Annotated in this window: 15 protein-coding genes; 6 read left to right on the forward strand and 9 right to left on the reverse strand. The window is 64.9% G+C overall.

Translation table 11 applies throughout. The annotated features are described in order from the left end of the window. Positions 1-307 precede the first annotated feature (307 nt). Positions 308-1153, forward strand: coding sequence for an SRPBCC family protein (locus tag PSV26_RS17740; RefSeq protein ID WP_300572542.1), 846 nt, complete (start codon positions 308-310; stop codon positions 1151-1153). Positions 1154-1999: 846 nt separating this feature from the next. On the opposite strand, the gene PSV26_RS17745 is transcribed toward PSV26_RS17740, so the two are convergent. After that, positions 2000-2632, reverse strand: a complete 633-nt coding sequence (locus tag PSV26_RS17745) for a glutathione S-transferase (protein ID WP_300572545.1) — start codon at positions 2630-2632, stop codon at positions 2000-2002. Beyond that, complete coding sequence (locus tag PSV26_RS17750) at positions 2632-3603, reverse strand: rhodanese-related sulfurtransferase (RefSeq protein WP_300572548.1); 972 nt, start codon at positions 3601-3603, stop codon at positions 2632-2634. The genes PSV26_RS17745 and PSV26_RS17750 overlap by 1 nt, the downstream gene beginning before the upstream one ends. A gap of 223 nt (positions 3604-3826) precedes the next feature. Here PSV26_RS17750 and PSV26_RS17755 point away from each other — a divergent pair, with 223 nt between their 5' ends. Then, complete coding sequence (locus PSV26_RS17755; protein ID WP_300572551.1) at positions 3827-4966, forward strand: PHB depolymerase family esterase; 1140 nt, start codon at positions 3827-3829, stop codon at positions 4964-4966. A gap of 82 nt (positions 4967-5048) precedes the next feature. Here PSV26_RS17755 and PSV26_RS17760 read toward each other — a convergent pair whose 3' ends face one another. From PSV26_RS17760 to PSV26_RS17770, 3 genes are read right to left on the reverse strand one after another with little or no spacing between them, the layout of a single operon-like run. Next, positions 5049-5537: a DUF1499 domain-containing protein gene (locus PSV26_RS17760; RefSeq protein ID WP_300572554.1), complete on the reverse strand. Its 489-nt coding sequence runs from the start codon at positions 5535-5537 to the stop codon at positions 5049-5051. After that, on the reverse strand, positions 5534-6019 hold the full coding sequence (locus PSV26_RS17765) for an EVE domain-containing protein (RefSeq protein WP_300572557.1): 486 nt from the start codon (positions 6017-6019) through the stop codon (positions 5534-5536). The genes PSV26_RS17760 and PSV26_RS17765 overlap by 4 nt, the downstream gene beginning before the upstream one ends. 23 nt (positions 6020-6042) lie before the next feature. After that, positions 6043-6813, reverse strand: a complete 771-nt coding sequence (locus PSV26_RS17770; protein WP_300520693.1) for a TSUP family transporter — start codon at positions 6811-6813, stop codon at positions 6043-6045. A 255-nt stretch (positions 6814-7068) separates the two neighbouring features. Here PSV26_RS17770 and PSV26_RS17775 point away from each other — a divergent pair, with 255 nt between their 5' ends. From PSV26_RS17775 to PSV26_RS17785, 3 genes are all read left to right on the forward strand, one after another. Continuing rightward, complete coding sequence (locus tag PSV26_RS17775) at positions 7069-7995, forward strand: 2-dehydropantoate 2-reductase (protein WP_300572560.1); 927 nt, start codon at positions 7069-7071, stop codon at positions 7993-7995. A gap of 233 nt (positions 7996-8228) precedes the next feature. After that, positions 8229-8948 carry a Crp/Fnr family transcriptional regulator gene (locus tag PSV26_RS17780; protein WP_300572561.1) on the forward strand — a complete coding sequence of 240 codons (720 nt, stop codon included), beginning with the start codon at positions 8229-8231 and terminating at the stop codon, positions 8946-8948. A gap of 232 nt (positions 8949-9180) precedes the next feature. Further along, positions 9181-9555 (forward strand): hypothetical protein, encoded by a 375-nt coding sequence (locus PSV26_RS17785; RefSeq protein WP_300572564.1) that lies wholly within the window; start codon positions 9181-9183, stop codon positions 9553-9555. Positions 9556-9751: 196 nt separating this feature from the next. On the opposite strand, the gene PSV26_RS17790 is transcribed toward PSV26_RS17785, so the two are convergent. The 3 genes from PSV26_RS17790 to bla all read right to left on the reverse strand — a co-directional run bounded on the left by PSV26_RS17790 (position 9752) and on the right by bla (position 11782). Further along, complete coding sequence (locus tag PSV26_RS17790; protein ID WP_300572566.1) at positions 9752-10345, reverse strand: carboxymuconolactone decarboxylase family protein; 594 nt, start codon at positions 10343-10345, stop codon at positions 9752-9754. Positions 10346-10506: 161 nt separating this feature from the next. Next, positions 10507-10782 (reverse strand): DUF1232 domain-containing protein, encoded by a 276-nt coding sequence (locus tag PSV26_RS17795; RefSeq protein WP_300572569.1) that lies wholly within the window; start codon positions 10780-10782, stop codon positions 10507-10509. Between the two features lie 94 nt (positions 10783-10876). Beyond that, on the reverse strand, positions 10877-11782 hold the full coding sequence (gene bla, locus PSV26_RS17800; RefSeq protein WP_300572571.1) for a class A beta-lactamase: 906 nt from the start codon (positions 11780-11782) through the stop codon (positions 10877-10879). Between the two features lie 123 nt (positions 11783-11905). Here bla and PSV26_RS17805 point away from each other — a divergent pair, with 123 nt between their 5' ends. Beyond that, positions 11906-12766 carry a LysR family transcriptional regulator gene (locus tag PSV26_RS17805; RefSeq protein ID WP_300572573.1) on the forward strand — a complete coding sequence of 287 codons (861 nt, stop codon included), beginning with the start codon at positions 11906-11908 and terminating at the stop codon, positions 12764-12766. Between the two features lie 29 nt (positions 12767-12795). Here PSV26_RS17805 and PSV26_RS17810 read toward each other — a convergent pair whose 3' ends face one another. Then, a complete protein-coding gene (locus PSV26_RS17810; RefSeq protein ID WP_300572576.1) occupies positions 12796-14271 on the reverse strand; it encodes an RNB domain-containing ribonuclease in 1476 nt (491 codons plus the stop codon). Positions 14272-14388: the final 117 nt, after the last annotated feature.

Consider the following 14388-nt stretch of genomic DNA (forward strand, 5'->3'; position numbering starts at 1 on the left):
GAGATGACCTCGGCTGGCGCCAACCGGGTCCCTGCTTCAGCCTGGATGCTGTCTGTCAGTTCTGGATGCCCGATGGTCGCTATATCGGATACCGGCCATTGAGCCCATGGCGAGCCAACCTTTTAGGCTTGAGATGAACTTGCCCCTACGTCACAAAACGCATCAGCAGCCTTGGGCTGTTCTGACGCTCGCCGGGCAAAGGTTTCGCAAGTTGAGCGCAGCGGTACACAGATCAATTCCATTTTTGGGGGCCTGAGGCTAAGCGAAAGGCGAGCTGCAATGAGATGCCTCACTGCATCTCCAGCATATGTCCAAAAAACCCGGTATCGCCAATCAGGCACAGGAACAGATCAACCGGCAACTTCGGGCTGATCATCTTCGCGCTGGCCGTGATCGTGGGGTTTTTCACGCCGCCATTGTGCAATTGATGCGGCGTTTTGTGGCCCTGTCCGGCTTGCGCTTCAGTGAGGCTTCTTTTGGGATCAGTCCAGATTTGTTACTAGCGCATTGGGCTACTAGAAAAATAAGATGTGACTTCAGCAAACAGCCAGACGACTGCAAGCGTTCAACCTTGGCTACTTTGCTGAAATTCCAGCGATTTGCCTATTGGGGCGTTCGCACAACACTGTTAACAGAATTTTTCTGGAGCATCACTATGAATCGATTTATCTACAACAGTTTCGGAGCAATCGGGCTCATGCTGTCGATTACCAGCTTCGCAGCCGGCAATTTGACGGTCGCCCGAGAGGTCACGGTTGATCAGCCACCAGCGACGGTCTGGAAGTTGCTGCGCGAATTCAACTCACTCGACGTCTGGTTGCCGCCGGTGCAAAGCAGCGAGGCAAAGGGCAATTTGACCCAACCTGGGGCCATGCGCATACTTGACCTGGGCGGCGGTGCAAGTGTTACCGAAAAGCTGTTGGCTTTCGATGATGTCAAACGCAGCTATAGCTATGCCTTCATCAAGGTACCTTTGCCTGTAAAAAACTATGTTGCCGCGATAGAGTTGACTGATGCACCGGGCGGCAAGACTCTCATCAAGTGGCATTCGACCTTTGACGCTTTCGGAGCACCAGACGAGAAAGCGAAAGAAGCGATTCAAGGGATCTATGACGCCGGCCTGGGGAAACTGGCAATAATTTTCAAGAAATAGAGTCGATATTGATGGATTGGACACTGGCACAGGTCAAGGTCAATGTCTCTTCCATCCAATCAACCATGAATCACTTGATTGACCATTTCGGTTGAAATTCTTTTAGAGCCATTGTCGATACTTGGAATCACCAAAGCATCGACATTCGTCTTTCGCGGCCAGTTCCTCTCCTTCTTTTCGTCCAACGTCATGCATGACGCGTAACCGCTCAAGAGAATTTCTTGTGAGATATTTGCCTGTCAGGGCATAGACAACTGACATCCGCCCGCAGCTCAGAACTGGATTTGAGTCGCCTTGATGGTCCGCTGGCCGCACTAACTCCGGCTCTGCTCTGTCGGCGAGTTTCACAGGCAGTTTGATATTCCGTGCTTATTCCTGAGTGCATTTGTCGGGGAGAATATTCAAGCCCAGGCCAGGCTGACCAATCCGGCCCGCTATATGGCCAAACCGTTCACTGAATTTAAGTTGCGTACCGCCGTGGCGGCAGCGTTTGAAAATCCCTGAAATTGACCACCCCATGCCGGGCATTCGTGACCGGCCGGTAACGCGGCGAAGCAGTCGTCGGCTCTTGCCGACCGTAGGACTGCATTGGGCCCTTGGCGGTAGTTGCCTCTCCTTCAAAGGCAACATTCGGTGGTCAACACCAGCGAGGTGGTCAGCGTTTAGCGGAATGGTGCTCAATGATTATCAGCAGATGCAGCAACAGAAGTGCTGGCCTTGCTTCTTGATTGACAGCTGATTGCGCTTGTCCCTCAAGGGCCTGAGGCCGATTTAATGCATGAATTTTCACACCGGCCCGAAAGAACAGGTGAACCGGTATCACCGCTACGCGGCAGCGGCCGCTTGTCAGGGCGGCTGTTTTTGCATCACGCCCGCGTACAGCTCGCTGCCCTCGAAAGCCGCCAGCCAGCCCTGCAGGCTCGGCCACGGCTGTGCGGCGAACCAGTCGGCATCGGTGTGGGCGAACTGGCGCACGAAAGGCAGCAGGGCCATGTCGGCCAGGCTGGCCTGGGCGCCCATCAGCCAACCGCCCTTCAGGCGCGCGTCGAGTTGCGCCAGCCAGTGCGCCGCTTCGCTGCGGTGGTGCAAGGCAAAGTCGGCGGGTGATGCGCCAGACTCTTGCGGGTAACGGTTCGGGTATTTGTAGCGGTCCAGGTGCTGCTTGAACTCACCATCGTTGGCTGCTATCAGCGCATCCATGTCCTGCTGCAGAGCCTGCAGCGGTGACAGCCACTGCGCCGGGTCGTGGCGGCCCAGCGCCCAGCGCATGATGTCCAGGCTTTCGTCGATCACCTCGCCGCCGGGAAGCACCAGCACCGGCACCGTGCCCTTGGGCGAGGCGGCCAGCAGGTCGGCGGGTTTGCTTCTCAGCACCACTTCGCGCAGCTCGTGCGCTTGCTGGCTAACGGCCAGTGCCAGCCGCGCACGCATCGCATAAGGGCAGCGCCGGAACGAATACAGAACAGGCAGGGCGCCCATCAGGAGCCTTCTTTGTCCCCGGCACCCGACGATGGCAGCTTGGCGCCGATGTGCGGCTGGCGCCGCCGATTCGCGTAGTCGACCTGGCGCTGGCGCTCGATGAAGCCGCGTTTCTGTTCGTCGGTTTTCTTGTCGTGGCAGGCCGGGCAGCTGACGCCGGGAACGTACAGCGGTGAGGCCATGTCGGCCTCGCTGATCGGGTCGCGGCAGGCGCGGCACAGGCCGTAGTGGCCGGTGGCCAGGCCGTGCACCACCGACACCCGCTCGTCGAAGACAAAACATTCACCTTTCCAGAGGCTCTCGGTTTCGGGCACGGTCTCCAGGTACTTGAGAATGCCGCCTTCCAGGTGGTAGACCTCGTCAAAACCCTGGGTGCGCATGAAAGCGGTGGATTTTTCGCAGCGGATGCCGCCGGTGCAGAACATCGCCACCTTCGGCTTTTTGCCGTCTTTGGCGGCCAGCACCCCGCCCGGCGCAGACTGCGCTGCCACCCAGGCAGGCAGTTCCGAAAAGCTCCGGGTTTTGGGATTGAGCGCGCGCTCGAAGCTGCCGATGCCGAACTCGTAGTCGTTGCGGGTGTCCACCACCACCACCTCGGGGTCGGCGATCAGGGCATTCCAGTCCTGCGGCTTGACGTATTCGCCGGCCATCTCGTTCGGGTTGATGCCGGGCACACCGAGCGTGACGATTTCGCGCTTGAGGCGCACCTTCATGCGGTAAAACGGCAGCTTCTGCGCCCAGGATTCCTTGTGTGGCAGGTCGGCCAGGCGCGTATCGGCATGCAGGTAGGCCAGCACGGCGCGCACGCCGGCTTCGGGCCCGGCAATCGTGCCGTTGATGCCTTCCCGGGCCAGCAGCAGCGTGCCGCGCACGTCCTGGGCTTCGCAAAAGGCCTGCAGCGGCGCCTGCAGATCGGCAAAGTCGGGAAGATCGACAAATTTGTAAAGGGCGGCGGTCAGGAAATCAGGCATGGCAGGCAGAGATGGGGAGAAAAGCGTGCAAAAACAAGGCCGCAGGCAATGCGGGCCCGCCCATCGTACCAAGGGCCGGGGCGGCACCTCTTGCGCCACGTCAGCGTCCTGACAGACGTGCGGCGTGAACGACCACACCAAGGGCAGCCGATGGTGCAGACGCATTTGCTGCAATGCAGCAAAATGGATGCATGCCAACCCATTCAAGCCAACGCGGCACCCCATGGCCAAAAGCCTGAGCAGCCTCTGGCTCAAAAGCCTGCGCCGCATGGGCAAGGCCCAGCAGGCGCAGGGCCGCAAGCTGTTCCTCAGCCTGGTGCCCCAGGTTGCCGCCAGCCCGGCGCGCCGCGCCAAACCCGTCAAGCGGCCCTCGCCCAAGGCGGCGAAAGCCCTGCGCAAGCCCGCCGCGCCGCCGGCCCGCGCCGTGTCCGGCCTGCCCGGGAGCTGGCAGAAGGCATATTTTTCCGTGCCGGCCGCCGGCCAGCTTGCACCGGCGCGGCGCATGGCGTACTGGCTGTACCTGCCGGCCACGGCCAGCCCGGTGCCGCGGCCGCTGGTGGTCATGCTGCACGGCTGCCAGCAAACCGCCACCGACTTTGCCCTCTCCACACGCATGAACCAGCTGGCCGAACGCAAGGGTTTTGCCGTGCTTTACCCGCACCAGTCGGCCGCGGCCGATACGCACCGCTGCTGGCACTGGTACCAGCGCGCCACCCAGGACGGGCAGGGCGACGTCAGGCTGATCGCGGAAATGATGGGCCATGTGCAGGCCAGACACGGGCTGGACCCGACGCGCACCTATGTGGCGGGCCTGTCCGCGGGCGCCGGCCTGGCCAACATCCTGGCGCTGCGCCACCCCGATCGGGTGGCCGCTGTGGGCCTGCACTCGGCGCCGGTGTTCGGCACCACCGACTCGCCGATGAGCGCTTATCGGGCGATGCAGCACGGCGCCGGCGCGGCCCACAGCGAGGCGGCGCGGTCTTTCACGGCGGCCCAGCCGGCGTTTGCGGGCATGCCGGCGATCCTCATTCACGGTGCGCGCGATGCGGTCGTGCGGCGCATCAACATGACGCAGTTGAACGAACAGTTCAGGATCTTCAACGCCGCGGCCATCACCCGCGCAGATCCCGTGCTGCGCCGCTACCCGGCGCGCAGCACCGGGCGCCATCCACGCCACGCCTATGAAAGCGCCACGTATTACGCCGGCAGAAAGCCGCAGCTGGTGAGCTGCGAGATCGAGCACCTGGGCCACGCCTGGAGCGGCGGCGACGCGAGTGTGGATTTCAGCGCGCTGGAAGGCCCGGACGCCACGCTCATGATGTGGACCTTTTTTGCGCACCATCGCCGGCCGACAGCGGGCTGAGTTCCGGTCACATGCGAAATAGGCCTGCAGCCCAACAGGGACGTGCGCAAGCAGCTATTTTTTTTATAGCTGAGCAGGGGTGTCAGGTTTTTTCGAAGCGTGCGCGCAGGGCCTCCACGCGCGCACGGTTCACGCCAAAGTCCTTGCGCCCCAGCCGGCTGGCCGAGCGCACCTGAATCACATGGGCCGCCTCGTCCAGCGCGAACTCCACATCGTCTGTGAACTTCAGCCAGCGGGTGTGGCACTGCGCGTACAGATAAGCCGGCTCCCGCGTCACCAACACGCAGCCGGGGGTTGACTCCAGCAAGGTGGCCAGGCGGCCCAGGGCGGCCCTGGCATCACCGGTGTAATGAAGGGGCGCGATGTCGGCGCCACTGCGCTGCGGGTGGTCGGCATGGCTGGCGGCCTGGCTGGACACGCTGTTCGGTGTGAGGGACGGCGGTTTGAGCCGGCCACCCCGGACGCCCAGATCCTGCGGTGGCTGCCCCGCAAGAAAACCCAGTTGCCCCGCCACCAGCAGCAAGGCCGCGGCAAGCAGCAACACACCCAGAAGCAGTCCGGCTATTTTCATGACCCCACCTTGTCGGGCTGGACGCCCGCGTTGCTTGCCGTGATGGCCTGCCAGTGGCGCGGCTCGACCGGCGTGATGGACAGGCGGTTGCCCTTTTTGAGCACCAGCAGCTCGCCCAGCTCGGGCCGGGCGCGCAGCGCGGTCAGGGGGATGGTGGGGATTTTCCGGAGCACCTGCACGTCCACCAGCAACCAGCGCGGTTCGTCGGGTCTGGATCTGGCGTCGAAATAGGGCGATGCCGGGTCGAACTGCGTCGGGTCAGGGTAGGCGCTGGACGCCACGCGCGCAATGCCGACGATGCCCGGCTCAGCGCAGCTGGAGTGGTAGAACAACACGCCGTCGCCCACCCGCATGGCGTCACGCATGAAGTTGCGCGCCTGGTAGTTGCGCACGCCCACCCAGGGCACGGTGGCGTTTTTCGCGGCCAGCGCGTCGTCGACCGAGCATTCCCCGGGTTCGGATTTCATCAGCCAGTAGTTCATGGGTTCAGGCGTCCAGCGAAGGTTCACAGGCCGGTTCTGGCGATCTGCAGCAGCGCCGGAACCAGCAGGCCGACACCGGTGAGCAGCAGCAGCGCGCAGACCAGTTTGAGGACCGTGGGCCGCGACCAGCCTGGCGGGTGCCGTTCCAGCCACCAGCTTAGCGCGAACACCAGCGGCGCGGCAAGCAGGCACAGCTTGAGCGCGTTGGCGCTGAACTGCCCGGTGCCCAGCACCATGACCAGCCGCATCAGCGAACTGGCCGCCAATGTTGCCACCAGGGTGTCGCGCACCGTTCGCAGCGGCATCGGCTGGCGGTAGAGGTGGTAGACCAGCGGCGGCCCGCCGGTGGAAAAAAGGCCGGTCAGCAGGCCCGACACCATGCCCCAGGTGCGAAACGACGCGGCGGTCGAGCGTTCGCGCAGGGCGGTGGCCTGCAGCAGCACCACGATGGCGCAGGCCACCACCGTCAGGCCCAGCAGCACACGCAAAACCAGCGTGACGTTGCTGCTGAGCCAGCCGACCAGCAGCACGCCCGCCAGAATGCCCACGGCACTGCCCAGCGTGGTGTCGCGCAAGGCGGGCACGTCCAGCGTGCGGCCCGAGCGGCGCAGGGCAACCATGGCGTTGGCCAGCGCCAGCACGGTGGCCACGTTGGCCAGGTCCGCCAGAGGGGCGAGCTCCAGCAGGCCGGCCAGGCCCAGCAGGATCAGCGCGAACGCGAAGCCGCTGAGGTTCTGGGCACAGGTCGCCAGGGCCACACACAGCAGGAAAAGCGCGATCTGCCACGCCGTCATGGCCCCGCACGCTGCGGCTTGTCTGCCCGCCGCTTTGAAAAGTCGATACACATGCGGGCAGGATAACCTGCCGGCCGCGTGCCGGCCGCGTGCCGTCAGCGTGAAGGGGCAGGGTAAAGGGACAGGGTGACGGCTCTGCCGGCACAGTGGCTGAAGGTTTCCTAGAATGGCCATTCCTTCCTCCCCCAGGTCTGCCTTTCCTTCACCTGCCGCACCTGCCGACCAGGCCGGAAACGCCCCTTCAGAACATCCCCCATGACAAACCCCCGCCCTCCCCACAGCATGTTCAAGGTCGCCGTCATGGGCGCAGGCGCCGTCGGCTGCTACTACGGCGGCATGCTGGCGCGCGCCGGCCATGACGTGACCCTGATCGCCCGGCCACAACACGTACAGGCCATCACCCGCGACGGCCTGCACATGCAAACCCGGAGTTTTGACGAACAGGTGCGGCTGAGCGCCAGCAGCGATCCCGGCGCGGTGCGGGGCGCGCCGCTGGTGCTGTTTTGCGTCAAGTCCACCGACACCGAAGCCGCCGGCGCACTGATACGGCCGCACCTGGCGCCCGACGCGCTGGTGCTGTGCCTGCAAAACGGGGTGGACAACGCGGACAGGCTGCGCGCCGTGCTGCCGCAACACGCGGTGGCCGCCGCCGTGGTGTACGTCGCCACCGAAATGGCTGGCGCCGGCCACGTCAGGCACCACGGCCGGGGCGAGCTGGTGATCGAGCCTTCCCCGGCCAGCGCGGCCGTGGCGCAGGCCCTGATCGCCGCCGGCGTGCCCACGGACATCTCCGACAACGTGCGCGGCGCCTTGTGGGCCAAGCTGATCCTCAACTGCGCCTACAACGCCGTCTCGGCCATCACCCAGCTGCCTTATGGCCAGACGGTGGCCGGCGAAGGCGTGCCGGGCCTGATGCGCGACGTGGTGGCCGAATGCCTGGCCGTGGCCCGGGCCGAAGGCGTGCAGGTGGCAGGCGACGTGTATGCGGCGGTAGACAAGCTCGCCGCCAGCATGCCGAGCCAGTTGTCATCCACCGCGCAGGACCTGGCGCGCGGCAAGCCCACCGAGATCGACTACCTCAACGGGCTGATCGTCCAGCGCGGCGCCGCGCTGGGCGTGGCCACGCCGGCCAACCGGGTGTTGTGGGCGCTGGTGAAGCTGATGGAGCGCAAACCAGCCTAGAACACGCCGACGGGGCGGGCGCTTCGCCTACAGAAGGAGCCGACTCCCGGCCGTTCGCCATCGCACAGACCAACGCGTGTCACCACCGTATGCTGAAAGCTGAGTCTGTCCAGCTGCCACCTCGGCATGCTGGAAACACAGGCCCTTCACTTGGTACCACATTGCCCACGTCTCCACCCAAATCAAAGCCGCCCCGGGCTTCCTCCTCGCCAGGCGCACAACCCAAGGCTGTGGTGGCCAGTTCGAGCGAGATCAAACTCAATCGCCTGCTTGCCGCCTTGCCCGACGCGCAGCTCAAGGCCTGGTTGCCGCATCTTGAACTGTTCGAGATGCCGCTCGGCGAGGTGCTGTATGAATCCGGAAAAATCGAGCATCACGTCTATTTCCCCACCTCGGCCATCGTGTCCCTGCTGTACGTCATGAAAAATGGCGACTCGGCCGAAATTGCGGTGGTCGGCAACGAGGGCATTGTCGGCATCTCGCTTTTCATGGGCGGAAACACCACGCCCAGCCGTGCTGTGGTGCAAAGCGGCGGCATGGGTTATCGCCTGAATGCCAGGTTCATGAAGGACGAGTTTGACAAGGCCGGGCCGGTGACGCATTTGCTGCTGCGTTATACCCAGGCGCTGATCACGCAGATGTCGCAAACGGCCGTCTGCAACCGCCACCACTCCCTGGACGAACAGCTGTGCCGGTGGTTGCTGCTGAGCCTGGACCGCCTGCCTGGCAACGAGCTGGTGATGACCCAGGAGTTGATTGCCAACATGCTGGGCGTGCGCCGGGGCGGCGTCACCGAAGCGGCGCTCAAGGTGCAGGAGGCCGGACTGATCAGCTATGCCCGCGGCCGCATCAAGGTGCTGGACCGAAAGGGGCTGGAGCAGCGTTCCTGCGAGTGTTACCAGGTGGTCAAGGACGAATACGACCGCTTGCTGCCGATGGAGATCGCCGGCTAGGCGCAAAGCCGGCCGGGCGAAGCCCTGAACGGCCCACATCCAGACGGCGTGACGTCCTACATATTTATATTTTTTATCGGCTAAGTCCGCTACCGGACCGACCGCCGCGCATGAAACTTCTATAAACGACCCAAGGCAGTGGCGTACCGAGCCTCGGTCGCATTAGCGCCTTGTCGTCGCTGCAGCGTTATGCAGCAAGTTCTGCAGGTCCCGCATGAAGCGAACAGCCTCCTTGCCCACCAGACAGGTCCGGTATCTGGCACACAAAGCCCTCAAGGCGCTGGGTTTCGTCAATCTGGGGCTCATTTCGAAGGCGCCTGATTCTTCGCCCGTCCCGCTTGCCGGCACAAGCGGCTTGCACGAGCCAGCCGACACCGGTTTGCCGGGAGCAGCGGCCCCGGCTGAACAGGGTTCCGCGCACCATCTGCAGATTGCTCCCGACGACTGGGACTGCCTGTTCCGCTCTGTCCAGTCGCGGCTCAGTAAAGCCGCTGGAGACAGCCTCACGTCCTCCTCGTCGCCGCCGGCAGACGATGCCGCAGGCCAGCTGGCGGCGCTTGTCCTCGAGTGCGTGGCTGCGCTGGAGCTGCTGCGCAAGGCCCGGTAGCAGGAACGCGGGTAGCGCCGGCTGCCGGCCGTCAGCGGCAAGCGGGCAGCGCGGGTTTGCTATTCTATTCATAGCTGTCGGCGCACAACCAGCAAGGGCTGTGGCCCGATTTGTCTTGTATTGTTTTGGCTCGGAGGCCGCGTCAGCGTCGGCCATCAAGGGCCGCAGCAGTGTCGGTGCCCCTGAGCTCGCCCGGTCAGCGGTGTTTGCCGGCTTCCCAGCCCACGCCGCCAATCGCGCGCTCGGCGACTTCCACGGCCAGCGGCTCCAGCGCCGTCGCCATGGTGTCGTTCCAGCGGTTGAGGTAACCGAACAGCGCGATGGCTGCCACGATCTCGACGATCTGTTCGTCGTTGTAGTGTTTCTTGAGTTCGTCAAAATCGGCGCTGGACGCTTCGTTGGGCACCGCACCGGCCTTGAGCGCCAGGCTGATGGCGGCGCGTTCGGCGGGGCTGAACAGCGCGCTGTTCTCGAAGTCCCACAACGCCGCGATCTTGGCGTCCGAGGCCTTGTAGATGCTGGCCAGGTTGGTCATGTGCGACTGGCAGTACAGGCAGCCTGCCGCATAACTGCTGGCCAGGCTGACCAGCATCTTGGTTTCTTCCGGGACCGTGCCTTCGTACAACACCGCCTGGTTCAGCGCCATGAAAGCACGCACGATGTTGGGCCGCCGCACCATGGTCATGATGCTGTTGGGCGTGAAGCCGCGGGTCTTCTTGTAATGCTCGAAGCGCTCGCGGATGTCGTCTTCCTTGACGTCGGCGAGGGGGAGGGGAGACAGGTGGGGCATGGGGATTCCGTGTGGATGGAAGGGGTTGAACGTGGGCCCAGTTTATAGGTGCGGCCCTGCACGCCACTTCAGCGCCGGCGCCGGGCCCGTTCACATCATGGATGCAACCGGGGTGCCGCCCGGGGGGCGGGCGAGGGTCCAGCACCGCAGCGCGGCAGCGCTTAACCCGCGCGGCGTGTGCTCACCGGCTCGGCCAGCCCGGGCGGCAGCCGCTTGAGCAGCCAGTGGATCGCCAGGGGCACCAGCACCAGGTCGTCCACCACGCCCACAAACGGCAGCACATCGGGAATCAGATCAATCGGTGAGATCAGGTACAGCGCAATCAGCGCGGTGCCCCATTTCAGCCAGCCCGGGGCCTGGGGGTGGCGCAAGGCGGTCCACAGCCGCCGCGCATCGCCGCGCAGCAGAACCCACAGCAGGGTCAGGCGTTTGAACATGGAATCTCCTTGGGTGGGCGCAGCCCCGGCGGGCTGCTTCCATGCAGATGGCGCCGCTTGCCTTTGCTGCAAGAGCTTTCACAGGGCGTTACATTCAGCCCGAAGAGCCCACCAGCGTCGCCACCAGCTGGCCCACCTGCGCAATCGCGCGGTCACGTACCGGCAGCTCGGCCTGGGTCTGGGTCAGGTAGGCCGTCACCAGAATGGGTGCCCGGCCCGGTGGCCAGAAAATACCGATGTCGTTGTTGCTGCCGTAGGCGCCGCCGCCGGTTTTGTCGCCCACGCGCCAGCCTGCGGGCAGCAGCGCGCGCAATTTACGGTCACCGGTTTTGTTGTCCAGCAACCAGCGCGTGATCTGCGCGCGGGAAGCGGTCGAGAGCGCCGTGCCCAGCAGGATTTTCTGCATGCTCTGCAGCATGGCCTGGGGCGTGGTGGTGTCGCGCGGGTCGCCGGGCGTGGCTTCGTTCAGCTCGGTCTCAAACCGGTCCAGCCGGGTGATGTCATCGCCCAGGCTGCGCATGTAGGCCGTCAGCCCCTGCGGTCCGCCCATGTCGTGAAGCAGAAGATTGGCAGCGGCGTTGTCGCTCAAGGTCAGGGTGGCTTCGCACAGCTCGGCCACCGTCATGGGCTGGCCGCCCACACGCGGCTGCGTGGCGGGCGAGTGCGGGACGATGTCGGAGGCCCGGACGGTGATGCGCCGACCCAGCGCTTCCCGGCCCTGGTCCACCCGGGACAGGATGTGCGCTGCCGCCAGAAACTTGAAGGTGCTGCACATGGGAAAACGTTCTGCACCCCGGTAAGCGTAGCTGGCGCCGGACTGGGTATCGAGCATCGCTGCCCCGAGGCGGCCACCGCTGGCGCTTTCGATTTGCCGCAAAGCCTGCTCGAAACGGCTGGCCTGCGCAGCGTTGGCTGGGGCGCCGAGGCTGCGCGCGCAGCCGCTGGCGAGAAGGGTGGTGGCGGCCAGACCGGCCGCTTGAATCCATTGACGTCTCTGCATTTTTCCTTGGGGGGTTGGGTTGAAAGGACCTGATGATCCACTGGCGTGGCCTGCAGCGCAAACGGTAATAATCAGGCTCAGACCCCAGAAAAACTTGGCCTCGTTGCTCATCTCTTCCCCGTCATGCACCTGCCCCTGAATGCCTTGCGCGCCTTTGAAGTGTCGGCCCGCCATCTCAGTTTTACCCGGGCCGCCCTGGAACTCAATGTCTCACAGGCCGCCGTGAGTCAGCATGTCAAAAATCTGGAGGACCGGCTCAAGGTGCCGCTGTTCCGCCGGCTTCCCCGTGGCCTGGCCTTGACCGATGAGGGGCTGGCCCTGCTGCCCGTGCTGGCCCAGTCGTTCGAGCGCATCGGCCAGGTGCTGGACCAGTTTGACGACGGGCGCGCCCGTGAGGTCTTGACCGTGGGTGTGGTCGGCACCTTCGCCGTGGGCTGGCTGATTCCGCGGCTGCGCGATTTTCAGCTGCGCCACCCCTTCGTGGATTTCCGCCTGTTCACCAACAACAACCGGGTCGACATCGCCGGGGAGGGCCTGGACTACGCCATCCGTTTTGGTGACGGCGCCTGGCACGGCACCGAAGCGCAGGCCCTGCTTGCCGCGCCGCTTTCACCCATGTGTACACCCGCCCTGGGTGCGCTTCTGCGGGCGCCGGAGGACCTGGCCGGTCAGGTGTTGCTGCGCTCCTACCGGGCCGACGAGTGGGTGTCATGGTTTGCGGCGGCGGGGGCGCCATGCCCGGTGCTGCGTGGGGCCGTGTTCGACTCCTCATTGACCATGGCCGAAGCCGCCGCCCAGGGCGCGGGCGCTGCCCTGCTGCCCGTGCGCATGTTTGCGCGCGAGCTGCAGCAGGGCAGGCTGGTGCGGCCTTTTGCGGTGGAGGTCAGCAATGGCCGCTACTGGCTGACCCGGCTGAAGTCACGGCCGGTGACACAGGCCATGCGGGCGTTTACTGCCTGGCTGCTGGAGGCCGGCGCCCGGTGAGCGTCAGTGGTGGTTCCGCGCGCAGGCGCTCAGGCCCGCTCGAAGTCGATAAAACTTCGTTCCGCGTTCACTGCCACCAGCCTGACACGCGCCGTGTCGCCCACGTCCAGCCCTTCAAACCCCTGCACCACCCGGCCTTCGAGCAGCGGGCTGCTGATGCGCACAAAGGTGCCCTTGGCCGCCGCACCGGTGACGATGGCGTCGAACACATCGCCGATGCGCCCCTGCAGCAGCCAGGCCCCTGCGGCTTTGAGCACCTGGCGCTCGACCTTGCTGGCGTTGTCTTCCTGCAGCGTGCAATGTCTGGCGATCTCTGCCAGTTGTTCGGCGGAGTAGGGCGGCGCCTCGCCGGCCAGCGCCGCTTTCAACAGGCGTTGCGTCACCAGGTCGGGAAAGCGGCGGTTCGGCGCGGTCGAATGGGCATAGTCGTTGATCGCCAGGCCGAAGTGGCCCTGTCCGTTGCCGCCGGCCCTGGCGGCGCCAGGGGCCAACGCCGGCGCCGCCACATACTCGCCCGAGCCCAGCATCTTCACCACGGCCAGCGACAGGTCGGCAAAACCGGCCGGGTCGGCCGCACGCCGTGCGCCCAGGAAGCCGTCCAGCGCCAGCGCATCGGGCTGCGCCGGCAAGTCCACGCCATGGCTGGCGGCGAGCGCCACGATGCGGTCCCAGCGGCGCGGCGCCTGCAGAAACCGACGTATCGAGGGGAAGCCCTGGTCCACCAGAAAACGCGCCGTGGCGCCGTTGGTGGCAATCATCACGTCGGCGATCAAATCCTTGGCGCGGTTTTTCTCGTCAGGCTGCAGGTCCACCAGTTGCCCGCCCTGGAACACCGGCCGCGCGGCGATGGTGTTGACATTGAGCGCGCCGCGCGACTGGCGCCATAAGCGCAGCTTGCCGGCCAGGGTGTCATGCAAACGCACCTGTTCCTCCAGCCCCGGCACGCTGGCGACCTGCGGCGGCGCTGCGGCCGAGCCGTCCAGCCAGGCCGACACACCGTCGTAAGTCAGCTTGGCGCGGTTCAGCACCACCGCGCGGTAGATGCTGGAGCCGGACACCGTGCCGTCTGCGGCGACGCGCATGTCCACCACCACCGCCAGCCGTTCCTGGCCTTCGTGCAAGGAGCTCAAGTCGGTGGAGAGCACCTCGGGCAGCATGGGGAAAATCCCCGCCGCCGTGTACACCGAGGTCGTGTTGGCCGCCGCATGGCCATCGACTGCGCTGCCGGGCCGCACCAGGCCATCCACATCGGCAATGGCGACCAGCAGGCGCGCCGCGCCATCAGCCAGCGGCTCGGCCACACTGAGCTGGTCCAGGTCACGCGTGTCCTCGTTGTCAATCGAGAACCAGGTCAGATGCCGCAGGTCGCGGATGTTTCCGTTGCGTTCCGGGCCGGTCTGGCGGGCCGCTTCGGCTTCCTGCAAGGCTTGGGGGGAAAAGGCGGGCAAGAGGCCGCGGGAGCGCATGGCTTCGACGGCGAGTTGGTGGAGGTGGGTGGGGTCCATGAAGTGTCAGTGAGTGATCCGTAGCAAGGTACCCGCTGGGCCTAACCATGACTCACGCCGGCAGATTACCCTGTGCTAGGCACCGAGGAGCCGGTGCCTAGAGGGCTAGCATTATTG

Origin of the sequence: Polaromonas sp. (assembly GCF_029945685.1) — a bacterium.
Taxonomy (GTDB): domain Bacteria; phylum Pseudomonadota; class Gammaproteobacteria; order Burkholderiales; family Burkholderiaceae_C; genus Polaromonas.